Below are 23557 nucleotides of genomic sequence, written 5' to 3' on the forward strand. Positions count from 1 at the left end.
GTGGTTTGAGCGTTTCGATTAGCCAGCAGATTTCGATATGATTTCGAGTTGCTCGCAGTTTGTCTTGGTCCGTTGGCTTGTCGGACCGTTACTTTCCGATATCACGCGAGTGCTTTCCCTTCGTTTGGCTGATTGATATGTCGCATGCAACGGTTTCGAGCTTGGACGAGGTCCACATTCTGCTGGTGGAAGACAACGAAATCGATGTGATGGCGTTTCAACGCGGAATCAAAAAGAATGATGTCCCGAACCCACTGACGGTAGCAGAAAACGGTCAAGAAGCTCTCGATATTCTTCGAGGCGAGCATCCGGACAAGTCAATCGGGCCACATCGGATGGTTTTTCTCGATATGAACATGCCGATCATGAACGGCGTGGAGTTTCTCGAGGAGATTCGCCGAGATCCTGAACTTTGTTCGACCGTCGTATTCGTGCTCACAACATCCGACCACGAAATGGACTTGGTCGCGGCCTACAAGAAGAACGTTGCGGGTTACATCTTGAAGTCACGGGTCGGTGACGCGTGCCGGAATCTTCACGATCTGATTCGATCCTATTGGCGGATCGTGGTAATTCCGTGACACGCACACTTCGTTGATCGGGTCGCTCCGCTTGGGGACTGGTTCAATTCAGCCAGTCGAGTTCGATTTTGTCGATGATCAACGAATTGGAAACATCATTTCCAAAGTCGTTGAAACGATCGAGTTGCCAGACAACTTTCTTCGTCGAGGGTTCGATCTCAATCAGGATGGGTTGCCCCGGACCCGCGTGACAGTTGCCGATCACGTAATTGCCGTTATCCAGGACCTGCAGTGTCGTGACCCAAGCCAAGCGGATTCCGGGGAGATCGTTTTGATGGATATCCCAGACAATTTTTTTGTCCGGAGTGACCTCGAGAACGCTGTGCCCGTTGCCTGACGCGATCAGGGTGTTGCCATTTTTCATTCGCAGGGCAGCGAAAAGGCGGTTGCCAAACGCTTCCGGTCCGTGACCACGAGCAGCTTTTCTGCCGAACATTGGCACTTCGTATTCCCAAACTACATCGCCATCACGGTTGTATTCGCGAGCCTTGCCGTCGGCTTCGTGGGCGACCAGGTAGTTTCCTGAGTCGAGACGACGCACCAAACGCGTGTCGGTGTGTGCGTTCGGGTTTTCGACCTGCAAGGCGATTTGGTGAACGATCTCACCGTCGCGGTTGACCTCGATCAGTCGTTGAGCACCCGATTCGGCAATCATCAGGTTGCCGTTGGGGAGTGGTTCAAAAGCGTGGACTTCGATCCGCTTGCCTTCATTGCCGCCCTGCTTCCCGCAATCGTAGCTCCACACCACTTCTTTCGTGCTCGGATCGATTTCGACCACGGTTGCTGGGCCTTGGCGAGTCAGGATGTGGCCGTTGGGCAACAGGTGCAGATCGTGAATCCCGCCCCAATCCATCTGCCATCCGATGGAGCCATCCGGCTCAACGACGACGAGGCCTTTCTTGCCGTGCAGCAGCACGCGGTGTTGATCGGTCGTTTCCTCGGCCGACACGGGGCTGGTTTGCATCGCAAAGCCAATCAGCGTTGCGGCGATGACAGGCAAAGCTGCTTGTCGGGTGGTTCGCAATTGGAATGACACGGTCGTCGCGCGGGATGAGCCGATCCAAGCTTGGAGTCTCTGAATCATGGGGACTTGCTTCTGCGGGGAGGGGATTTGGGAAGGGATCTTAGCGATCGCGTCCGATGATAGACGAATCTGCCGCCGGAGAGGCCGCGATGGAACAGAATCACGCATTCATCGGTTTGCGGGGATGCCAAAATCTGGCATGGCAAGAAAACTGAGGGTGTGGCGGGGTTTGTTGCGGAACGGACGTGTTCTGCGGGGAATCACGCAGGTATTACTGCCGCCGAGGACCACTTTTGTGCAGCGATTCGGTCGGTCCTGCCGATCTTTGCCCGAACAGCCGGTCCCGTGTGCTAGCCTGCACGCCTTCACCGAAGCAGGTACCGGGTGAGACGACGGCACCCTGCCAGTCATGCAGAACCTGCCACTCGTGCAGAAACCGGGCGGTCGCCCTAGCAGCTTTGGCGACTATCCGATATGCTCCCCCGCTTCGTTTTTCGAAAATCACCATCCAACCAGTGTTGATGCCCTCATGGGAACCAAAATCAAAACTCACAAAGGGACCAAGAAACGGTTCCGTCTGTCGGCCAAAGGCAAGGCGATGCACCGTCAAAGCGGTACCAGCCACTTGGCCAAGGGTTTGAGCAAAAAACGTCGTCGTAACCTGCGTGGAACCACCGCAGTTGCTGAGTGCATGGAACCAACCATTCACGCAGCTCTCAACGGCCACAGCTACTGATTCGATCTGACTTACACTTCTTTTCCACCACGGAATCCAACGGCCACCTGGTTGGGCGGAACTTCGGGGATTGAGTGGTCGCGTTGACCTTTCTTTCTGCCGGGGCCTGAATCAGGACGACCCGAAAGATCACCACAGCATTTAGGAATTCAATTCGATGCGTACGACCAAAGGTGCCGCTCGCCGGCAATCCAAGAAGCGTCTTTTCAAACGAGCCAAAGGTTTTCGCGGTGGCCGCGGGAATCTGACGCGTACCGTCAAAGAAACCCTGCTCCGTTCGGGCGCATTCGCATTCCGCGACCGTCGCGTCCGCAAACGTGAATTCCGCAAGCTGTGGATCATTCGGATCAACGCCGCCGTCAAGCAGCACGGGTTGCGCTACAGCGAGTTCATTCACGGTTTGAACAAAGCCGAGATCAAACTCGATCGCAAATCGTTGTCGGAAATGGCGATTCATGACGCCGCCGGCTTCAAGCAGGTTTGCGACAAGGTCAAAGAGACTCTGGCAGCTTAAGTCGCCATCATGTCACTCGATCAATTCCTCTCCCGACTGGATCAACTCCAGTCGGACGCTGAATCCGCGTTCACTTCTGCTTCCGATGCGGCAGCGCTCGAGGAAGCTCGTGTGACGTTTTTTGGGTGCCAAGAAAGGGCAGCTCAAAGACATTCAGAAAATGCTCGGCGGAATCGAAAAGGCTGACAAGCCTGCCGCCGGTGCGAAGCTGAACGCGGTCAAGTCGGCGATTAACTCTGCTTTCGAAGGCGCCCAGCAAAACCTGGCTGGTGGCGACGATTCAGGTTCCGATCCGACTTTCGACCCCACTTTGCCCGGGACTCGCCCATCGCTCGGGCACATTCACCCGATCACCCAAACGATCAGTCACCTGACTGAAATCATGGGGCGGATGGGATTTGAGGTCGCCGAAGGTCCCGAGGTCGAAGACCCCTGGCACAACTTCGTTGCGCTGAACATCCCTGAAGATCATCCCGCTCGTGATCCGCTGGATAACTTTTACTTGGCGACTGCGAAAGATCCCTCGGGCAAGAGTTCGGTCAGTGCTGGTGACGAAGGTTCGCAGTTGCTGCGGAGCCAAACCAGCACCGTTCAAATTCGCGTGATGAAGGAAGTTCAGCCGCCGATCCGAATCATTTCGCTCGGTCGTGTCTATCGTCCCGATGCACCGGACGCGACGCACTTCCCGATGTTTCATCAGATGGAAGGGTTGCTCGTCGACACCAACGTGACGATGGCTAACTTGAAGACCGTCCTGCGTGTTTTCGCGAACAACTACCTCGGCGAAGACGTTGAAATTCGCTTCCGGCCATCTTTCTTCCCGTTCACTGAACCCAGTGTCGAAGTCGACTTTCTGTGGAACGGAACGTGGATTGAATTTGGTGGCGCCGGGATGATCGATCCCAACGTGTTCGCTGCTGTGGGCTACGACCCTGAAAAGGTCAGCGGATTCGCATTTGGTCTCGGCGTCGAACGCCTGTGCATGCGTCGTCATGGCATCACCGACATTCGCGATTTATACAGCGGCGACTTGCGGTTCTTGAAACAGTTTTGAGCAATCAGAACGTCGTTGCCGCGAGCTGGATTTAGCTGCAGTCGACTGACTTTGAAGAAGCAACTCGCGGTCCGAATTCTGGCGAATCCGGCTACCAGTTATCGCTCGTGTGAAAACATGGTCGACGCCACGTTCTGCAATGCCTCGCAAAATATTCCCTCCCGACTTCATCTTCTGCCCACTTCGCTCTCATGCTTGTTTCTTGGAAATGGTTGTCGCGATACGTTGACCTGACGCTGCCACACGACGAGTTGGTCGATCGACTCAGTCTGTCTGGGCTGAATCACGAAGGCAGTGAAACAGTCGACGGCGACGTCGTGATCGACTTGGAAGTCACCAGCAATCGCGGTGATTGCCTGGGACACATCGGTGTCGCTCGAGAGATCGCGGCGTTGACGGAGCAGAAGCTGAAGATTCCAGCGATCGAGTATCAAGAGTCCGGGGCGGCGATCGACGAATCGCTTGCGGTCGAGAACAAGATGCCCGAAGCCTGCCCTCGCTACACCGCTCGCGTGATTCGCGGCGTGAAGGTTGGCGACAGCCCTGAGTGGTTGCAGGAGTCGCTGAAGTCCGTTGGCATCGGAGTGGTCAACAACGTCGTCGACGTGACCAATTACGTGATGATGGAATGTGGACAACCGCTGCACGCGTTCGATCTGGCGAAGGTCGGCGATGGCAAGATCGTCGTTCGCTCAGGGAAAGACAAAGAGCAACTCGAAGCGATTGACCATCGCCATTACGACCTCAACGATTCGACTTGCGTGATCGCGGATTCGTCCGATGCGTTGGCCGTTGCTGGCGTGATGGGCGGAGCGTCCTCGGAAGTCACCGAAGCGACGACCGATATCGTCTTGGAAGCCGCCGAGTTTGTGCCGTTGTCGGTTCGGCGAACGGCTCGTCGATTGAAGCTGCACAGCCCATCGTCGTTCCGATTTGAACGTCGCGTGGATCCAGTCGGGATTGATTGGGCCAGTCGCCGAGCGTGCCAGTTGATCACCGAGATCGCTGGCGGATCAGTTGCACCAGGTGTCATCGACACCGCTCCTGAAATTCCAGCCCGCGAGACCGTGTTGCTGCGTCCCAAGCGTGTTGCGGCGCTGCTGGGGTTGGAAATCGAAACCGCAGAACTGGACAAAATCCTGCGTTCGCTCGGTTGCGAGGTTTCCGCGTTCGCCGATGGGTTGCAGTGTGTCCCGCCAAGCTGGCGTCACGATTTGACTCGCGAAGTCGACTTGATCGAGGAAGTCGCGCGGATTCACGGCTATGACAAGATTTCCGAGAACTCGCCGATTCCCGTTGCTCCCAGCAGCAAGCGTCGTTTCGACACCGCGATGGAACGCATTCGCGGCGTGTTGACCGCAGCCGGAATCAGCGAATCGATGACGCCCAGCGTGGTCACCGAAAAGCTGGATCAAATGATCTCGCCGTGGACGGAGTTGCCTGCTCTGCAGACTCGCACGTCGATGTTGGAAGGTGCCCGCACGCTGCGACGATCGCTGATTCCAAGTCTGCTGCAAAGCCGCGCCGCGAACTGGGCTTCGGCCAGTTTGATTGCGGACCTGTTTGAGATCGCTCATGTTTATTTGCCCGCGCCCGCGGGAAGCGACATTGCATTGCTGCCAGACGAGACCTATCACATTGGTTTGATCGCTGGCGAAGACTTCTTCGCTCTCAAGGGCACCATCGAAACGCTTTGCGATCGCTTGGGTGTTCCAGGTGAGTTGGCCGTTGCTCCGGTGCAGCGAGATGGTTTTGCCAAGGGCGGTGCGGTGGAGTTGTCGCTTGTCGGTGACGATGGCAAGGAGTCATTGCGTTTGGGCTTTTTGGGATTTGTCGATGACAAGTTGGTCAAAAAATGGAAGTTGACCGGGCGTGTCGTTGCCGCCGAGTTGTCCGCGGACGTGTTGGTCAATCAATCGCGATTGGTGCCACAGCAGCAAGCGGTCAGTCCGTTCCCGTCGATTCAGCGTGACCTCAACTTGGTGTTGCCCGAGTCAGTGCGTTGGAACGAGTTGGCTGAGTTGGTTCGCAAGGCAGCCAAGGAACGTTTGGCGGATCTGACTTATCGCGAAACGTATCGCAACGAAAAGGTCGACGGCCCCGACAAGAAACGCGTGCTGTTCTCGATGGAATTGCAAAGCCAAACGGAGACACTCAGCGGCGGCGATGCTGATTCAATCATCGACAAGTTGGTCACGTCCTGCGAAAAACAACTGAGCGCCGTCTTGCTTCGCTAGACAGATCTCCAATCGTAGGCCAGGCCCCGCCTGAATTGCTATCCGCCTCGCTTTGTTCCAAAGCATCGGCTGGATGCCAGGTAATGACCTGGCCTACAGCGGTGCTGAATCTCTGCCTGCAATTTTACAATTTAGAATTGTCAATTGAACTTTTTCAATTCCCAAGTCTGAATCATGCCAAACGTAGGCCAGGCCCCGCCTGGCGCGGTGAATGGCCAGCGGGGTCAGAGCTTCGAAGGCGTTGTTGCTGCCCGCCTCGCTTTGTTCCAAAGCATCGGCTGGGTGCCAGGTAATGACCTGGCCTACATCGGTGCAAACGCATCAACATCAACTAACCTGCGCCCTCTCTCGCTCGCAAACGAGCCTCTTCATCCAGCGTCACCCTCTTTCAGTCGTTACATTCGATTCAATCCATTTTGGAAGCGAATGAATTGTTGGAAATCCGCTCCGTGGCTTTCTTCGCGGGCTAGGGTTTCAAGCAGCGTTTCGCTGTCGAATTCGGGTGACATTCAGTTCGGATGCAACGGAAACTTTCCAAAGAGGTAGCAGCGTGTTTTTCTTGGTTGGATTAATGATGGGAGTTGGCTTCTATGCCGCTCTCAAGGTTCTGGTCGGGTGTTTGTACACCGTGCGACCGGATCAGCGAGCGGTCGTCACGACCTTTGGGGCGGTGAAACGTCTCGGGGCGGGATCCGATGGTCAAGTTCTGTCGGATGACGAACGGGAGCGCTATGAGTACCCGCAAGTCGAAGTGATCGGTCCCGGTGGGCCGTATTTCAAGCTGCCTTGGCAACGAGTTCACAAAGTCAGCGTCGCGACTCAAACGGTCGATCTGACGTGGGACCCATCCAAGGCTCAAAGCACGATCGAAGCGGTCACCAAAGACAACCTCACCACAGGAGTCAACGGCCAAATTCGCTACCGGATCAGTGAGAACAACCTCTACCCGTATCTGTTTGGCGTGGAGAGCCCGCTGGAGCACGTGATGGGGTATTTTGTCTCCGTGCTGCGTGAGCGGATTGCGAACTTTGTCGATCCCAAGGGACAAAGCTTGCTCGCCGATGCCGTCGCGGAAACCGAAGCGATCGCTGGCACAGGCGAAGGCGACATCGAATCGAAGTCGAGTGCTGTCGAGCTCTCCGAAGGTGTTTCGATCAACGATTTGCGTAAGAACTTGCCGCTGTTGAATCAGTACATGGAAGAACAGTGTCGTTCGACGACCGGCCGATATGGCATCGAGTTGGATGCCGCGTTGATCACCGAAATTGATCCACCCGCCGAAGTCGACCGAGCCTTGTCGGCGATCAATAGCACACGCAACCAGGTCGCCGCCGACATCAGCACCGCGCGCGCGGATTCGGAACAACAGATCACGATGAGTGCTCGTGCGGTCGAGATCGCGACGAACAACGCTCAAGCCGAAGTGGCTCCTTTGCATGAACTGGCTGGGACGTTGATCAGCATCAAGTCCGAGGGCGGATCGGATTGCTTGAAGGCTTACTTGCGGAACCTGCGAGTGCCGTTGTTCAAACGCACCGAACGTATTTATCAAACCGAATCAAAGATTGAAGGGAAAGCATAAGATGGATGTTCTTGGTTTTGTTCCCGGCTTCGTTTTCGGGTTGATGTTGGTTCCGATCTTGCTCGGATTCGCTCGTTTCTTTGGTTTGTATTGCTGCGTCGCTGAGTGCGAGTCGCAGGTGTTCACTCTGTTCGGCAAAGTGTTGGGCGAGATCAAAACGCCCGGTTTGCAATTCCCTTTGGTTCACTTTGGTGCCAAGGCGATGTTGATTCCTTTCTTTGGAAAGAAGTACGTCGTCGACACCGCGCTGCGTCAACACTACTTGCGCAGCCAAATGGTCAACTCGGAAGAAGGCACGCCGATGGGCGTGGGGATTTGGTACGAAATGCAGGTGCAGGATCCGATTGCGTTCCTGTTCACCAATGCAAACCCAGACGGCTCGTTGCAAGCCAACGTGACAAGTTCGACGATCTCGACGCTGAGCAATTTGGAAATGGAAAAGATGCTCGAGGATCGGCACAGTCTTTCCCGAACTGTCCGGCAGGCGGTGTCGCCGCTGTCAGAAAAGTGGGGCTATCGGTTGGGTTCGGTCTACATTCGAAAGGTCGCCTTTACCGACCGTCATATGGTCGAGAACATCACCGAAAAGGTCGTCAAGCGATTGGTTCAGGTGACCAGTGCGATGAAGCAAGATGGTGAAAACCGTGTGGGTTTGATCAAGAGTGAGACCGCGCTGAAGGTGTCGAGTAAGATGGCCGAAGCCGCTGCGGCGCGTCCGAGCGTCGTGGGTGAAAAACTGAATGAGATCGCCAAGCGAGATCCTGAAATCCTCGAAGCGGTGCTTCAGGTGATGGAGGCTGAGAACTTGCTTGAGTCGGGTGCTTCGGTGAGTGTTTTGCCAAACTCGGCGAATGTTTTGATTCAAGCGAGCTGAGCTCGTTCCTTGGCACTGCCCAACAAGTGATTTGAGAAGCGATGCCGTTCACTCCGACTCATGTTGCAGCGGCAATTCCGATCGCGTGGATGGCAAAGTGGCGTCTGCCCTTTTCCGCTCTCGCGATCGGGTGCATGGTGCCCGACGCGGGCGTTTTTTTCCCGATGCTGTTTGACTACGAATCGTTTCACAGCATCCGTGGGTTGTTCATCGACTGTGTGCCAGTCGGCGTCGCTGCGTACTTTGTTTATCACTTGCTGATCAAGCAACCGGCGGTGGAGTTGCTGCCGGGGCCGTTGCGGACTCGGGTTCGACCGATCGCGGATCGCCCGGTGTCGGTCGAGTGGCAATCCATTCTGTTGGTTGCCATTTGTGTTTTGGTTGGCGCGTCGACACATGTGTTCTGGGATTCGTTCACGCATCAACATCGCTGGGGATCGATGATCGCGTTGCCGTTTTTGTCATCCGAAGCGTTCTCGTTGTCCGATCGCAGCGTGCGATGGTACGCGGTGGCCCAGCACTTGTCGTCGCTGTTCTTGTTGCCGCCGATGGGCGTGTTCGCTCTGAGGTGGTTGTGGAAACAACCCGAAGGTAGCCCGGAGCCCAAGCGAACTCGCATCCCGGACTTGGTCACGTTGTCGGTGATGGCGGTGGCGAGCTTGATGATGTTGGTTCATGCGTCCTGGGTGTACGCCGTGCATTCTGATTACGGCGTTGCATTTGCGCTTCGTCAAAGCGTGATGATCTTTGGAGCATTGATGCTCATCGCGCTGGTGCTTTACAGTGTCGTGATGCACGCGATTTGGTCGCGTGCGGAAACTTCGTCCGATCAATAGACGTGCGCGTCAGTGAACCTGTAGCACGATGGTCTCCATCGTGAACCATGGTCTGGTCTTCAGTGCTCGTCTCGGTGGGGGACCACCGAGCGACAGGTTCTGGGCGAGTGATCAGTCGTTGACGATCAATCGTTTCGCCGTTCTCGCCAGTTCCAGGAACTCGGCTCGGAGTCCGTGTTCGTCATCGCCCTTGGCATCCGTTGCGGTGGCGATCACGTCGTCCATCGTCCAGGTTCCAGCGTGGGAGCTGTTACGAAGTTGCATCCCAAAACCGGCGACCGCGGCAGCGAATTGGAAGTCCGCGTCGGCCTTTTCAAAGGGCTCGCTCTCGTTGACCAGCGGGAAAGTGAGCTTCTCGCTGACGTCGCCTTGCGGGGGTTTGTGACGAATCTTCAACGTCAGGATTTCCTTCGTCGCAGACTCGTCGGAGTCTTCGGCCTCGGCTACTTCTTCAGCACCCGAATCAGCGTCGCCACTGGGCTGATACTTCAGCGGATCGACATCGGGGGCATGGAATCGGGGAGCTGACCCACCGGAGCGATCTCGTACAGAGCCGTCACGCGGTGGCCGGCTCCGATTTCACCAGCGTCTTTCTTGTCGTCGTTGAAGTCTTCCTTGGCCAAGATCCGGTTCTCGTACCCAATCAATCGGTAAGCCGAGACGACCGCGGGATTGAATTCGACTTGGATCTTCACGTCTTTGGCGACCGTGAACAGCGTGCCGGTCACTTGATCCGCCAATACCTTTTTCGCTTCGGAGACGGTGTCAACGAAGGCGTAGTTGCCCGCACCGGAGTTGGAGATGCGTTCCATCATCGCGTCGTTGTGATTGCCCATGCCGAATCCCAGCACGGTCAGTTCGGTGCCCGATTTGGATTGGCGAGTCGCTTCAGCCACCAGTTGATCGGTGCCCGTCATGCCGACGTTGAAGTCGCCATCGCTGCACAGGATCACTCGGTTCACGCCGTCCTCGATGAAGTTCTCACGAGCGGTTTGGTAAGCGAGTTGCAAACCGGCACCACCGTTGGTGCTGCCACCGGCCGACAGAGCGGACAGGGCGCGGACAATCTTCTTCTTTTGCTTGACCGGGGTCGAGTCGAGGACCAATCCGGAGGAACCTGCGTAGACCACGATCGCCACACGATCTTTGTTTTTCAGTTGGTCGAGCAGCACCTTCATGCCTTCGATGACCAACGGCAGCTTGTTCGGCCGCTTCATCGATCCGCTGGTGTCGATCAAGAACACCAAGTTGCAGCGCGGACGTTCTTTTCGGTCGATGTCTTTGGCTTGGATACCAACTCGGACCAAGCGATTGTTTTCGTTCCAAGGGCACGAGGCGACCGCCATCGCAGAGGAGAACGGAACCGGATCTTCCGCCGATGGCGGCGTGTATTGGTAGTCGAAGTAGTTGATCAGTTCTTCGATTCGAACCGAGTCGGGACGTGGCAGTTGGCCTCGTTGCAGGTAGCTGCGGACTTTCGCGTAGCTGGCGGTATCAACATCGACGGAAAACGTGCTGAGCGGATGCTCGGTCACGCGTCTGAATTTGTTTTCTTGGATCGGTTCGAATTTGTCACCGGACATCCCGGGGCCCCGGCCTTCGCCATCGGGCGTGGGTGGCAAGATGGCCAGGCGGTTTGATGTCGGTGCCAGTTCCTCGGTTTCTCCCAGCTGGCGTTCGAGAGTACGTCCCTGCGAAGCACGGAAGTAAAATTGCTGACGTCCAAGCTGTTCCGGAACGGGAGCCACTGCAAAGTCGCCTACCACTGGTTTGCCAGCGGAGGGTTCGCTGTCCGTGGACGTAGCGAGCTGGCTATCTAGTTCAAGACGAAGCATCTCGCCCGCTGGCATACCGCCCATACCTCCGCCCATCATTCCCATCCCGTCCTTGCCCATGCCCATGTCCATTGCCGGGCCAGCCATCTCCATGTCGCCCATTCCCATCATGGAGTCCATGCCCATTTCCATCGTTGGATCCTCAGCTCGCTTGGCTCGTCTCGACCTTACGGCTCGCTCGTTCGCCGAAGAAAGCGAGGACTCGGCAATGGTTCGTGGGCTCGCATCCGATGAAGTGGCTTCGGCGGCAGGCGATATTCCTGAGACACGGTTGGCTGCCTGCAAGCCAAAGGACTCGCCCTCGGCCTTCATTTCCGTTGGCATTGATTTGGCAGCGGAACCGTCGAATGGTTGGTAAACCATCTCAACATCTTCGAGTTGCATCTCTTCATCCATCACCATCGTGTCCGAAAATTCGGGACCCGATTGATTGGTGGCGATATCGCCTGTTGATGGTTGGTGGTTGAAGGCTGTTTCTCGGGCCATTTGGACTGGCGGAATCAACAGCGAAGCAAGGATGCCAATGACGCTGGCTGCGACTGCCCACTGAACCCATTTCGCTTGGTACCAAGCAGCACCCGCCGTCGATCCCGCGGCAGCTTTGTCGTTTTCTGATGGAGCCGTTTCGCTTTCGCGAACGATGCTTTCGACGCGGTTGGACTCCAGTGGTGGGACCGCGGCGGAGTGGAAGAATGATTCGACTTGCTCGGTGACCGCTCGAGCTTCCTCGACGGCAGTGGCGAGTTCCGGGTTGGCGTTCATCTCTTCGGTGAACTGAGCGGCTTCGTTCTCAGGAAGTTCGCCCAGGACGAATGCCGTGACGCGAGGGTCGTCCCACGGAGGGGAAGTGGATGAATTGGACATGATCGATGATCCGATGACGGAAGAATGAATTGGAAGAACTGGTCAGGCTTCAGGTGACGGCCAGACCATCGCGAAGCGACTTGACGGCTTGATGAAGATGAAAGCCGACGTTGCTGACCGTCATGCCGGTGACGTCAGCGATTTCTCGGTAACTCAGTCCAGCCTGCATTCGAAGCTGGATGACTTCGCGTTGTCGGGGCGACAGCGTTTCAATCGAAGCCGCGATTTGCTCGTGGGCCTCGTGGTCTTGGGCCACCGCGTCGGGGCGCGGGGCGGGATCGATGACGGCGACAGCGTCAGGATCCAGTCGGTCAGGGGATCGTTTGCGTTGCATGTCAATCACTCGTGAGCGGCAGACGGTGAACAGCCATGGGGCCAAGCGGTCGACCAAATCGTCCGGCCGTTTGCGACACAATTGCAAAAACGTTTCTTGCACGGCGTCTTGGGCGGCGATGCGATCCGCCAGCATCCCGGTGGCGTAGGCCAACAAAGGACGCTGGAACTGGTCGACGACCTCGGCGATCCACTCGGTATTCCGAGTCCCAGGAGAATCTTGTCCGGACGAATCCGGTTCAGACGCACCTGGATCGACGAGGTCCTCGGCCGCGGAAGTGGAGGCCGGTTGACTCATGGCGGTTCATTGCGAGAGGAGAAAAAGGGAGACGAGTCATGTCGCCTCCGACTACTCAACGAGTGGGGGGCGGATTTCTTAGGAAGTTTGCCCAGAAAAGATTGAGGGTGTTCAGGGGATCGCCATCACTTGGTTGTCTGCCGGTGGAGATTGAAAAAGTTCAATTGACAATTTGAAATTGTAAAATCTTGGTTGGGAGGCCAAAGATTCGGCGGTTTGGCGGCCAGTTGTTGCTGCCGTGCTGATCTACCCGATGTTCGCCCAGAGGGAGTTCACTGAATTTCAAATTTGCAACTGTCAATTTAACTTTTTCAATCTTCGCCACTGCCGTGTTCCCCAGGCCCCTCAACCCTGAAAACAGCTCCTCTCGACGATTTGGCGGGTCGACTGCTATGGTGTGCGGTCTCTTTTAGCAGTCTGCATCCCCACCCACCGGCCATTTCGCGGATTTAGTCGTGATATTGATTCTGAAAAACGGCGTGACCGACGATCAGATCGACCATGTGATCCAAAAGGTCGAGTCGATGGGGTTCCAGACGCACCTCAGCCGCGGGACGTTTCGCACGATCATCGGCATGATTGGCGACGAGAGTCTGACCACCGAACAACAGCTCCAATCGATCCCCGGCGTGCAACAAGTCGTTCCCGTTTTGCCACCCTACAAATTGGCCTCCCGAGAAGCTCATCCTGAATCCAGCGTCATCGACGTGTCGGGAGTGAAGATCGGTGGAGGCAACCTGGCCATGATCGCGGGGCCATGCAGCGTCGAAGATCGCGACCGGATGATGCGGATCGGCGAGAGTGTCGTGAAATCAGGTGCCAACCTGTTTCGCGGGGGAGCTTACAAGCCGCGGACCAGCCCCTACGCGTTTCAAGGTCTGGGCGAAGCTGGCCTGAAGATCCTGCGTGAAGTCGGCGATACGTTTGGCGTGCCGGTTGTGACTGAGATCACGGACCCGCGAAATGTGGAGTTGGTGGCGGAGTACTCGGACATGCTGCAAGTTGGTGCTCGCAACATGCAGAATTTCGTGTTGCTGACCGAGGTCGGCAAAACCGATCGCCCTGTCCTGCTCAAACGTGGGATGGCCGCCACGATCCAAGACCTGCTGATGAGCGCCGAGTACGTGCTCTCTCAAGGCAACCCGAACGTGGTGCTTTGCGAACGTGGTATCAAGAGCTTTGATCCGTCGACTCGCAACCTGTACGACGTCGCTGCCGTGCCAGCTGTCCAAGGTTTGACGCACTTGCCGATCATCGTCGATCCATCGCATGCGACGGGCCGGCCGGATTTGATTCCGCCATGTGCTCTGGCGGGATTGGCCGCGGGTGCGGATGGCGTGCACATCGAAGTCCATGATTGTCCCGAAGAAGCCAAGAGCGACGGGGCTCAAGCCTTGTTGCCCGAACAATACAACGAGATCGTTCAGAAGATGGCCGCGATGGCTGAACTGCTGGGTAAAACGATCTCACCTCTTCCGAATTCAACCACTAAAAACACCCCGCCAACCGAGGCCCTCGCGTGAGTCGTCGCATTCTGATTGCTGGTAACTGGAAAATGAACATGCGTGCCGAGTCCGGCGCGTCGCTTGCCAAGGGCATTGTCGACGCAGTTGGCAAGTCGCCCGCTGTCGAAGTCGTTTTGTGTCCTCCATCGGTTTACCTGAGCGGCGTGGCAGATGCCGTCGTCGGGACTCCCGTCGAATTGGGCGCTCAGAACCTGTACGCCGCCGAAGACGGTGCCTTCACCGGCGAAGTCAACGCGTCGATGTTGACCGATGTCGGATGCCGATTCGTGATTTTGGGTCACAGCGAACGTCGTCAATTGATGGGCGAAACGGACGCTTGCGTCGCGAAAAAACTGCATGCCGCGTTGGCTGGAAACTTGGTCCCGATCGTTTGTGTCGGCGAAACTCTCGAACAACGCGAAGCGGACGACACCGAATCGGTCATCGAAACGCAAATTCGCGGGTCGTTGGAAGGTTTGGACGAGGCTCGTGCGGCCAACATTGTCATCGCCTACGAGCCTGTTTGGGCGATTGGGACTGGTAAAACCGCCAGCAAAGAGCAAGCTGAAGCGGTTCACGCCTTCATTCGTGAGCTTTTGGGAAAAATGTTCTCGACCGAAGTCGCCGAACAAATCCGAATTCAGTACGGTGGCAGTGTGAAACCGGGCAACGCAGAAGAGTTGTTGTCCCAACCCAACATCGACGGGGCTCTCGTCGGCGGGGCAAGCTTGAAGGTCGATGATTTCGCTGGAATCATCAACGCGGCTCCCTCCGCCTGATCTGACTCCGTATTCGTTCCCACAACCTTTCCATTTCAACGGACTGTTCGCCGTGAGTGTCGCTTTCGATTCTTTGCTCCAACCCGCGTCGTTGGTCAATCAACTGATTCCCGCCCTGCCCTTGGCCTCGTTCATGAGCGTCGTGTTGGGTTGGTTGATGGCGTTTTTGTCGGTGTTCTTGATCCTTCTGATCTTGATCCAACGCGGCAAAGGCGGCGGTTTGACGGGAGCCCTGGGTGGACCCGGTGGCCAGTCCGCATTTGGCAGCAAAGCGGGTGACACATTCACCGCCATCACCGTCGGAACCGCGGCCGTGTGGGCATTGGTGTGTGCATTTGCGATGTATCAATTGGGAGCTCACACTCCCGCCGTCGCCGACACCAGTGACTCGCAAATTCAAGGCGGGCCTGGCGATGACGTCGAAGACATCACCAGCGGATTGGTTGTACCAACGGGATCTGATAGCGACGAAGTCAGCGATTTGGATGCTGCCATCGGATCGTTGGGCTCTTTGTCGTCGGGCGATTCCGATGCTGCTGACACAGCCGAAGAAACCGAAACCGAACCAGAAGCAGACGAAACTACCGAAGTTGAAACCACCTCGGATGAGGAAACTCCGTGACGCAGGCGTCCCTTCGCACGCAAGCAAATCCCTCTTCACCGCACGGCGGGTCGCCCTACCCTTCGCTGCGCAGCATGACCGGCCAGGGCCGAGGCGAAACCTCAGGGGCCGCCGGTTCGGTCGTCACCGAGATTCGCTCGGTAAACAATCGTGGGCTGAAAATCATTCTCCGTACCAGTGATTCGGTTTCGGAGTTTGAGCCCAAGATGGAGGCTTTGGTCCGTCAGCATCTGCACCGTGGCAGCGTCACTGTCCAGGTTCGGTTCACTCCGCCACCCGGAGCTGATCTGCCTCGAATCAACGCCGATGTGGTCCGTTCATACGCAGAACAGTTGGCACAGGTCGCTGATTCTTTGGCAATGGGCGATGCCGTCACCTCGACCAACATTGATTTGGCTCACCTGATGCAAATGCCGGGTGTGCTGGAATCGCCTTCGGCCGGATCACAGAACCGATCGGCCGATGAGCAGGCTTTGGCGGCCAAGTGGTCGTTGATCCAGGAAAGCGTGGAATCCGCGCTGGATCGTTTCAAGCAGATGCGATCGGATGAAGCCATCGCGATGGCCGAATCGATCGAGCAGGACATGACGCTGATTCAGACCCGCTGCGAGGAAATCGCCAAACGGAGTCCTCAGGTTGTGGCTCGATACCAAGAACGTTTACGCGAACGGATCGAGAATGCATTGGCTGACAACGGCTTGTCGGCGGGCGACCCGGTGGATTTGATCCGAGAAGTCCAACTTTTTGCAGACCGATCCGATATCAGCGAAGAACTAACGCGATTGGGAAGTCACCTAGGATTGATGCGAGGCGTTTTGGCGGGCGACTCGGCGGAGACGGCTTCCAGCGAGTCGGGCAGTCGCGGGGAAGCGGTCGGGCGAAAGCTTGATTTCATCATTCAGGAGCTCAATCGCGAAACCAACACGATCGGCAGCAAAGCCGGTGACGCGGAAATTGCTGAGCATGTCGTGGAGATCAAGTGCGCGATCGAACGCATGCGTGAACTCGTTCAGAATTTGGAGTAACCGTCGGTATGAACGATCCTTCCAGCCCATCTGGCGGCGAAACCGCTCATCCCGGCCGTCTGGTTATCATTTCCGGGCCCAGCGGCGCGGGAAAGTCGACGGTTGTGAAGCAGTTGATGAAACGTTGTGACGTGCCGTTGCAACTCAGCGTTTCCGCCACAACTCGCGAGCCTCGTCCGGGCGAAATCCACGGACGAGACTACTTTTTCCTGTCCCACGAGGAATTCGAGCGCCGACGAAAGCTGAACGACTTTGTCGAATGCAAGCAAGTTTTCAGCCTTGGGCAGTGGTATGGCACCCTAAAGGACCAAGTTGCCACTGGCCTGAATGCCGGGAAATGGGTAATTTTAGAGATTGATGTGCAAGGTGCGATGGCGGTCCTGGATGACCCTCACTACCGCCCCGTGACGATCTTTGTGCATCCCGGCAGCATGGAAGAGTTGGAACGACGGTTGCGAAACCGTGGCACCGAATCAGAATCTTCTCTGACTGCTCGACTCGAAACCGCCGCGGCCGAGATGCAATGCTTGAGCCGCTATCAATACGAAATCATCAATGAATCGGTCGACAACGCTGTCACCGAAATTTGCCAGATCTTAATGGATCAAAGGAAAACGACGCCGTGCTCGAAGAACTGAAAGAAGAAGAAATCGTCAACAAGATCGGTGGCCGTTTCAAACTCAGCACCTTGATCCAAAAACGTCTCGTCCAGCTCAACCAGGGCAGCCGAGCGTTGGTCAGCGTGGACACGCACGACAAAATGTCGATCGTGTTGCAAGAGATTGTCCAGGACAAGATCTTTCTGAACATGGAAAACGAAATCGAAACGGTCGACGACCTCGATGCCATCGTTGCCGCTAGCGAAGCTCCTGAACTGGATCCTTCGGACCTGTAATGGAACCCAAGACGCGGCGGATTCTGTTGGCGATTGGTGGTGGAATCGCCGCGTACAAAGCGGCCGACCTGTGCAGCAAATTGGCACAGGCTGGCCATCAAGTTCAGGTGGTCACGTCTCGGGCGGCCACCGAATTCATCGGTGATGCGACTTTGGCGGCGCTTTCGGGCCGTCCGGTCGTTCATGAAGTCTTCGATGCGAGATTTCCTCTGGGAAGCCACATCGAGCTGACGCGAGAAATCGACGCGATGGTCGTTGCACCCGCGACCGCGAATTTGATGGCTCAGTTCGCTCAGGGAATGGCGTCAGATCTGATCAGCACGTTGTATCTGCAAAACACCAGCCCGGTGTTGCTGGCACCCGCGATGAGCGATCCAATGTGGAACCATGTGGCGGTCCAGCGAAACGTGGAAATGCTTCGAGAGGATGGTTGTCATTTGGTCGGACCCGAGGACGGTTGGCTCAGTTGCCGAGTCAAAGGCACCGGTCGAATGAGTGAACCCGTCACCATTTTGAAGACGTTGGAAACGTTGTTCTCCGATCGTGCAACGAAAATCGACTGAACGCCGATGTGCCGTGCGACAATGCGTCACCAGTGAAATCGGTTGCAGGGTGATTTGGGCGTGACATCGCAAGCGAAATCTTTGGCACAATTCGTGCCGGCATTTGGTCTAAGATTGAATGGTCGTGCATTTGGAAACCGATCCATGGTTGAAGTGGGCTAATGCTCACTTGGACAAACGCGGGTGGCTCGGTTCAGTGATGGCGGCTGGCTTGGGATCATCCACGCGGGAAGCACTGCATCTCGCGTTTCACCATCGAGTTATTGAATAGTCTTCATGACGGTCCACGTTTTTGGTCACCGCAATCCGGACACGGATGCGATTTGCAGTGCTTTGGCCTACGCTGATTTTCTTCGTCGAACCACTCGACCTGACGCGGTGGCGGCCTGTTGTGGTCCACCCAACGAACGAACCGAATTTGCGCTCCGGAAAGCCAAGCTGGCGGCGCCCAAAATCATCATGGATGTCCGTCCGGAGCTGGAGGATATCTGCAATCGAGACGTCATCGTCGCTCGAACTTCGGACGTCTTTTATGAAGTCTACGAACGGATGGACGAGCATGAGCTTCGGTCCATTCCGGTGTTGGATGACAACGATCAGTTGATCGGATTGGTCACGCTGCTGGATCTGTTGGAGCTGGTCTTCCAAGGTGGTGTGGATCCATATCGATCTCGAGAGGTTCGCACCAACCTCGATAAAGTCGTTTCCGTGTTGGGCGGATCGTACCAGCACGCGGTCGATTCGAGCCTCAATGAGGACATGATCCTGACCGTGGGGGCGATGAGCGCCGGTGGATTCTGCGAACGCATGAAGCAATTCCCGGCCGATCGGTTGTTGGTCGTCAGCGGTGACCGGCCGACGATCCAGTTGCCCGCTCTCGAGATGGGTGTGCGAGGATTGGTGGTCACCGGAGGCTATGAGCTCTCCAGTGGTTTGATGGAACTCGCGCGCGGACGTGGCGTGACGGTCATCAACAGCCCGTATGACACCGCAACGACGACGATGCGGATCAAAGCCGCTCAGTTGATTGAAGAAGTCGTCAATCGAGATTTCCTGGCGTTGTCCGCGAAGCTGCCTGTGGCAGCAGCCAAACAACAGATTTATCGGTCGGCGCAGACCGTGTTCCCCGTGGTCGACAATCAAAAGTTGATTGGGGTGTTGAGCAAATCGGACATGGTTCACCCACCCCGGCCTCAATTGGTGTTGGTGGATCACAACGAAATCGGACAGGCCGTCGAAGGTGCGGAAGATTCTGACATCGTCGAAGTTCTCGATCACCACCGACTTGGTGGCTCATTGAAATCGACCGGGCCCATTCGGTTCATCATGGATCCCGTCGGGTCGACGTGCACATTGGTGGCACGCATGTATCGGCAGGAAGGTTTGGATCCTGAACCCGGCATCGCGCTTTGCATGGCATCGGGAATCATCAGTGACACGCTGTATCTGCGTTCGCCGACAACAACGGACGTGGATCGCGAATTACTGGAATGGTTGCAGGGTTACTGCAAAGTGGAGTTGGCTGAGTACGCCAATGAATTCTTCGAGATCGGTTCGGCACTTCGATCCTGCACGCCGGACAAGGTCGTTCGCGAAGATTGCAAGCAGTTCGAAGAGAACGGACGACGATTTTCGATCTCTCAAATCGAAGAGATCGGACTCGATCTGTTCTGGGAACGCCAAACCGAACTCAGTCAGGCTTTGGTGCGATTGTCGGAAGAGGAGAACCTTGAGTTTTCAGCCCTGTTGGTGACGGATATCTCCAGCAACGGAAGTTTGTTGTTGATGAGCAGCGAGCCGGAAGGTTGGGAGGAGATCAACTACCCCCAGCTCGAAGATCGATTGTATAAATTGGAGAACGTCGTCAGTCGCAAAAAGCAGTTGTTGCCGCTGATCAGCAGCCTGTTGGAAAATTCACCTGGACCCACGTGAGTCTGTCATGCAGTTCCGCATCGTGCATTTGATCTTGGTGTTGACGTGGGCTGCAATTGTTTTCTCGTTGGTGCGATTAAACCCGGTGTTCTGGGTGGCTCTCGGCCCGGCGACCATTGGACCGCTGGCCGGACGAGCCGCTTCGGGAACCTTGGAAGGCATGGTCCTCGGGTTTCTATCCACCATGTTCTGGTGCTTTCTCGCATCCGTTTTCTCGGGCATGGTATTGATGTCCTTCGCGGTGGCGGTTCACTTGCAGGGAATGGGGCTGGACTCGATGCTGGGGCTCGTCATTGGCCTGACCGGGTTCTATTCTCTCATTGCTTTGTTCGCTGGATACATTGGCGGCCGAATCGCGATTTCTTGAGACGGCAAGCTGCCGCTGATTGAGCAGTTGGTCTGGGTCTCGTTCCCCGTTTTCTCTCTGGTGACAAACATGACTCGATGGCCCGGTGTGAAGCTCTTTGATTTGTCCGGTCGAACCGCCCTGATCACGGGAGGCTCCAAAGGGTTGGGCGAAGCGATGGGTGCCGGGCTCGCATCCGCCGGCGCGAACGTCTGTTTGGTCAGTCGCAATGAACACGAAGCGTCCGAGGCGGCAAAGAAGATTGCTGACGAATACCCGGTTCAAGCAATCGGCATCGGGGCGGACGTGACCGTCGAAAGCAATGTTGCTGAGATGGTGCAGCGATGCGTCGACCAGTTTTCTCGGTTGGATGTATTGATCAACAGTGCAGGAATCAATGTGCGTGGCTCGATCGATGAGCTGACGCTGGAACAATTCCGGCAGGTTCAGGCAACGAACGTGGATGGCATGTGGTTGTGTTGCAAGCACGCCAGTTCGGTGATGAAGAAGAACGGTGCCGGCCGAATCATCAACCTGGCCAGCACGCTCGGTTTGGTCGGGTTGGCCAACCGAACTCCGTACGCATCCAGCAAAGGTGCGGTGGTGCAAATGACACGAGCATTGGGTTTGGAACTGGCCCCAGACAATGTCACCGTCAATGCCATTTGCCCTGGTCCGTTTTTGACTCCGATGAACGTCCCAATCGCGGATACCGAAGAAGCCAAACGGTTCATTGTCGGTGCGACCGCCCTGGAGCGTTGGGGACAGATGCAAGAGATCCAAGGGGCTGCGATTTTCTTGGCCAGCGATGCTTCGAGCTACATGACGGGCAGCATGCTGACGGTCGATGGAGGCTGGACGGCTCGCTGACCTGGAAAACCGCGGCGTGAGTTTTGAGGTTGGTTTTTTTTCTAATGGCCAACGGCCAAATTCAATTTAAAACGTTTGGGTGGATGTTGGCCGTTGGCCAACAAAACCGACTGCAAAAGCGCAACTTCAAAACTTGCGCGGCCGGAATCTGGGGAATGCCTCGCTCACGCGTCGGGTTTTCACTTCGACGGCCTTGGAAGGCCCCAAGACCGATCTTAGCGGCGGTAAGAGTGAACGCCGACGTCGGATAGCAGCGTTCCCATCGCTCGGCTGATTCGAACGAGCGACAAGCTGTAGTTCGTTTGGTCAACATGCAATTGACGTTGGGAATGAAGCAGTTCCTCCGTTGCGTCGATCAAAAACTCCAATTGAATTTTTCCGGCGTCATAGAGGGCCCTCGAGGAAGCGAGGCGTTCTTGGCCCGCTTCAACGCGGGCGAGCGAATTCTGCAACGCGGCGAAGCTGGATTGGCTGTTCGAAATCGCGTCGTGAATTTCAAACGTCACCGCGTGTTGTTGCTCTTCCAGGATGGAGCGTTCACGGTGCAGTTGCAGTTTGGCATTTCGCACTGCGGCTTTGGCTTGTCGCCTCAAAGGAGCGACACCCATTTCGACGCCGAATTCCCACTCGGTGTGATCGAAAGAGAAGAAGTCGTCGGCTGCACTGCTGAAACGTGGGCCATCGCCCGTCAGGTCGTCGCCAAAGCCTCTCACTCGTGTGCGACCGATCATGTCCAATCGTGGAAGCAGGAAGTTCTTGGCAGCGACGAGCCGGAGGTTGTGTTGTTGGACCTGCAGGCGTTGACGCCTGAGTTCGGTTCGGTGTTGGAACCCGCGAGCAACGCTGTCATCGATCGCGAATTCGAAGGGGGCGACCGTGAACCCGTCGGCTGGTCTCAGGAGTTTGCCATCGGCAATGGGCAGCCCAATCATCCGCCGGAGTGTTCGTTCAGCATTCCGGATTCCTGTTTCACCTTCGCTGCCGCCCAGTGCAAGGTCCGCCTCGCGTTGATAGCGGTAGTACTGCGCTCGCGTCTGAGCTTCCTTGTAGGCTTCGCCGCCGATCAGTCCGGATTGTTTCTTTGACAGAACTGTTTGCCAGATTTCGTACGAGACGTCTCGAGCTTGGCGAATGCTTGCGTACGAATGATAGAGTCGCTGAAGTTGCCAATACGCGGTGTACAGTTCGAGGAAGTAGTCTCGCAACTGAATTTCAAAATCGGCTTGGCTGATTTGGGAATTGATTCGAGCGATCCAAATACCGTTCGAGAAGTTCAACCCGGGGCGAGCGTTGGGACCCGCGATGAGATTGAACGTGCGTCCGGCACCCTGCAGCAACGGTTGACGGACTCCCAATTCCAGTTGCGTTTCCCAGTAGCTCGGGAATGAGTTGCCCGCTCGGTTGTTGCTGTCGTACTGGTGGATGGATTGCACGTCCCACTGGGTGCCCCAAGTGTTTCGTTTTGTCCAGCCGGATTGGAATTGGGCGTAGTCTTGGACCAACTCTTGAACTTGTCCGCCCAACGTGGCGTTGTTGAAAACGCGGTCGTTGTTTTGGGTGGTCAGCGAGGCACTGAGTTGACTGTCAAATTCCGCCAAAGCAGCCTGCGGACCAAACATTGGGTCGGTCGCTTGGATCGCGGTGTCGTAGGCTGTCGTGACGGAGGCCGGTGCTTCGAGGACTCGTACGCCAAGAGACCGAATGACGTCGCTGTTTTGCAAGGCCAACGTGATCATCTCGGCTTCCGTCAGATCCCAGAACTCCGGGGGCTGCGATGCGTCTGACGGAGGAACGGACGAGGGCATCGCCGGGGTGGCGATGTCCAGTTGGCCAGATTGTTTAGCGGAGGCCAACTCGATCAGACGTTGCGTGTCTCGTTTGCCGCCGAAGGGATCGTGCGAGTTGGTGGGGGCTGGCTCGACGCGGTCATTGTAAACGTGGTGCTCAACGCCGGCTTGTTGCGTGGCGGTCGGGATTCCCAGGCGAACGGCCGACGCTAGATTCGTTCGATCGTTGATTTCGCTTGGGACTTTGATTGAATTGGCAACGCGATCGGGCATTGGTTGATTGGATCGGCACCCGATCGAGATGAATGCCAAGGCGAACACCAACGTCCAACGTTGCAATGCACTATCCCAGCCACCATGACCATGGCGGTCGCAGAACGTTGAATGACTGCGTTGCAAAGGCATACGTGGACAGACGGTGAGGAAACCTACAAACTTGGTGGGACGCACTCGGAATCAAACTCC

General features: G+C 56.2%; 24 protein-coding genes and 1 pseudogene. 18 read left to right on the plus strand and 7 right to left on the minus strand.

Translation table 11 applies throughout. From position 1 onward, the window contains the following. Positions 1–137: 137 nt before the first annotated feature. Positions 138–581: a response regulator gene (locus RE6C_RS23205; RefSeq protein ID WP_008660572.1), complete on the plus strand. Its 444-nt coding sequence runs from the start codon at positions 138–140 to the stop codon at positions 579–581. Positions 582–624: 43 nt separating this feature from the next. On the opposite strand, the gene RE6C_RS23210 is transcribed toward RE6C_RS23205, so the two are convergent. Continuing rightward, positions 625–1665 carry a PQQ-binding-like beta-propeller repeat protein gene (locus RE6C_RS23210; RefSeq protein ID WP_008660573.1) on the minus strand — a complete coding sequence of 347 codons (1041 nt, stop codon included), beginning with the start codon at positions 1663–1665 and terminating at the stop codon, positions 625–627. A 469-nt stretch (positions 1666–2134) separates the two neighbouring features. Here RE6C_RS23210 and rpmI point away from each other — a divergent pair, with 469 nt between their 5' ends. From rpmI to pheT, 4 genes and pseudogenes are all read left to right on the plus strand, one after another. Next, a complete protein-coding gene (gene rpmI, locus RE6C_RS23220) occupies positions 2135–2341 on the plus strand; it encodes a 50S ribosomal protein L35 (protein ID WP_007332031.1) in 207 nt (68 codons plus the stop codon). 157 nt (positions 2342–2498) lie between these two features. After that, positions 2499–2855 carry a 50S ribosomal protein L20 gene (rplT, locus tag RE6C_RS23225; RefSeq protein ID WP_008660575.1) on the plus strand — a complete coding sequence of 119 codons (357 nt, stop codon included), beginning with the start codon at positions 2499–2501 and terminating at the stop codon, positions 2853–2855. A gap of 9 nt (positions 2856–2864) precedes the next feature. Further along, a pseudogene (pheS, locus tag RE6C_RS23230) lies at positions 2865–3909 on the plus strand (phenylalanine--tRNA ligase subunit alpha). 191 nt (positions 3910–4100) lie between these two features. After that, positions 4101–6146, plus strand: a complete 2046-nt coding sequence (pheT, locus tag RE6C_RS23235) for a phenylalanine--tRNA ligase subunit beta (RefSeq protein ID WP_008660578.1) — start codon at positions 4101–4103, stop codon at positions 6144–6146. A 38-nt stretch (positions 6147–6184) separates the two neighbouring features. On the opposite strand, the gene RE6C_RS33060 is transcribed toward pheT, so the two are convergent. Further along, on the minus strand, positions 6185–6268 hold the full coding sequence (locus tag RE6C_RS33060; protein ID WP_236618473.1) for a DUF1589 domain-containing protein: 84 nt from the start codon (positions 6266–6268) through the stop codon (positions 6185–6187). Beyond that, on the minus strand, positions 6240–6416 hold the full coding sequence (locus RE6C_RS33615; protein WP_008660580.1) for a hypothetical protein: 177 nt from the start codon (positions 6414–6416) through the stop codon (positions 6240–6242). The genes RE6C_RS33060 and RE6C_RS33615 overlap by 29 nt, the downstream gene beginning before the upstream one ends. A gap of 232 nt (positions 6417–6648) precedes the next feature. On the opposite strand from RE6C_RS33615, the gene RE6C_RS23245 reads away from it, so the two are divergent. From RE6C_RS23245 to RE6C_RS23255, 3 genes are read left to right on the plus strand one after another with little or no spacing between them, the layout of a single operon-like run. Continuing rightward, complete coding sequence (locus tag RE6C_RS23245) at positions 6649–7728, plus strand: SPFH domain-containing protein (RefSeq protein WP_008660581.1); 1080 nt, start codon at positions 6649–6651, stop codon at positions 7726–7728. Position 7729: 1 nt separating this feature from the next. After that, entirely contained in the window at positions 7730–8602 is an 873-nt protein-coding gene (locus RE6C_RS23250) for an SPFH domain-containing protein (RefSeq protein ID WP_008660584.1), read from the plus strand. 41 nt (positions 8603–8643) lie between these two features. Further along, positions 8644–9438, plus strand: coding sequence for a DUF4184 family protein (locus RE6C_RS23255; protein ID WP_008660585.1), 795 nt, complete (start codon positions 8644–8646; stop codon positions 9436–9438). Between the two features lie 111 nt (positions 9439–9549). On the opposite strand, the gene RE6C_RS33300 is transcribed toward RE6C_RS23255, so the two are convergent. The 3 genes from RE6C_RS33300 to RE6C_RS23265 all read right to left on the minus strand — a co-directional run bounded on the left by RE6C_RS33300 (position 9550) and on the right by RE6C_RS23265 (position 12768). After that, complete coding sequence (locus RE6C_RS33300; RefSeq protein ID WP_008660586.1) at positions 9550–9834, minus strand: YfbK domain-containing protein; 285 nt, start codon at positions 9832–9834, stop codon at positions 9550–9552. Positions 9835–9926: 92 nt separating this feature from the next. Further along, positions 9927–12137 (minus strand): VWA domain-containing protein, encoded by a 2211-nt coding sequence (locus RE6C_RS33305; protein WP_008660588.1) that lies wholly within the window; start codon positions 12135–12137, stop codon positions 9927–9929. A gap of 49 nt (positions 12138–12186) precedes the next feature. Further along, entirely contained in the window at positions 12187–12768 is a 582-nt protein-coding gene (locus tag RE6C_RS23265; protein WP_007332024.1) for an RNA polymerase sigma factor, read from the minus strand. Between the two features lie 455 nt (positions 12769–13223). Between RE6C_RS23265 and aroF the strand changes: the two genes are divergently transcribed. The 10 genes from aroF (at position 13224) to RE6C_RS23315 (ending at position 21305) form a co-directional block, all read left to right on the plus strand. Continuing rightward, positions 13224–14291: a 3-deoxy-7-phosphoheptulonate synthase gene (gene aroF / locus RE6C_RS23270; protein WP_008660590.1), complete on the plus strand. Its 1068-nt coding sequence runs from the start codon at positions 13224–13226 to the stop codon at positions 14289–14291. Continuing rightward, positions 14288–15052 (plus strand): triose-phosphate isomerase, encoded by a 765-nt coding sequence (tpiA, locus tag RE6C_RS23275; RefSeq protein WP_008660591.1) that lies wholly within the window; start codon positions 14288–14290, stop codon positions 15050–15052. Before aroF ends, tpiA begins: the two co-directional genes overlap by 4 nt. 52 nt (positions 15053–15104) lie before the next feature. Then, positions 15105–15674, plus strand: a complete 570-nt coding sequence (secG, locus tag RE6C_RS23280; protein ID WP_008660593.1) for a preprotein translocase subunit SecG — start codon at positions 15105–15107, stop codon at positions 15672–15674. Positions 15675–15748: 74 nt separating this feature from the next. Further along, the gene (locus RE6C_RS23285) at positions 15749–16699 is read left to right on the plus strand and encodes a YicC/YloC family endoribonuclease (RefSeq protein ID WP_007332020.1); all 951 of its coding nucleotides are present in this window, start codon (positions 15749–15751) and stop codon (positions 16697–16699) included. Positions 16700–16707: 8 nt separating this feature from the next. Beyond that, positions 16708–17337: a guanylate kinase gene (gmk, locus tag RE6C_RS23290; protein WP_008660594.1), complete on the plus strand. Its 630-nt coding sequence runs from the start codon at positions 16708–16710 to the stop codon at positions 17335–17337. Continuing rightward, positions 17322–17594 (plus strand): DNA-directed RNA polymerase subunit omega, encoded by a 273-nt coding sequence (locus RE6C_RS23295; RefSeq protein WP_007326729.1) that lies wholly within the window; start codon positions 17322–17324, stop codon positions 17592–17594. The genes gmk and RE6C_RS23295 overlap by 16 nt, the downstream gene beginning before the upstream one ends. Continuing rightward, complete coding sequence (locus RE6C_RS23300; protein WP_008660596.1) at positions 17594–18157, plus strand: phosphopantothenoylcysteine decarboxylase; 564 nt, start codon at positions 17594–17596, stop codon at positions 18155–18157. The genes RE6C_RS23295 and RE6C_RS23300 overlap by 1 nt, the downstream gene beginning before the upstream one ends. 276 nt (positions 18158–18433) lie before the next feature. After that, positions 18434–20089: a putative manganese-dependent inorganic diphosphatase gene (locus RE6C_RS23305; protein WP_007332016.1), complete on the plus strand. Its 1656-nt coding sequence runs from the start codon at positions 18434–18436 to the stop codon at positions 20087–20089. A gap of 7 nt (positions 20090–20096) precedes the next feature. Beyond that, positions 20097–20456, plus strand: coding sequence for a hypothetical protein (locus RE6C_RS23310; protein ID WP_008660599.1), 360 nt, complete (start codon positions 20097–20099; stop codon positions 20454–20456). Positions 20457–20525: 69 nt separating this feature from the next. Further along, positions 20526–21305, plus strand: a complete 780-nt coding sequence (locus tag RE6C_RS23315) for an SDR family NAD(P)-dependent oxidoreductase (RefSeq protein ID WP_008660600.1) — start codon at positions 20526–20528, stop codon at positions 21303–21305. 215 nt (positions 21306–21520) lie between these two features. Here the strand turns inward: RE6C_RS23315 and RE6C_RS23320 are convergent, their stop codons facing one another. Continuing rightward, positions 21521–23497 (minus strand): TolC family protein, encoded by a 1977-nt coding sequence (locus RE6C_RS23320; RefSeq protein ID WP_008660602.1) that lies wholly within the window; start codon positions 23495–23497, stop codon positions 21521–21523. Positions 23498–23557 lie beyond the last annotated feature (60 nt).

It is taken from the genome of Rhodopirellula europaea 6C, from assembly GCF_000338295.1.
GTDB classification, from domain to species: domain Bacteria; phylum Planctomycetota; class Planctomycetia; order Pirellulales; family Pirellulaceae; genus Rhodopirellula; species Rhodopirellula europaea.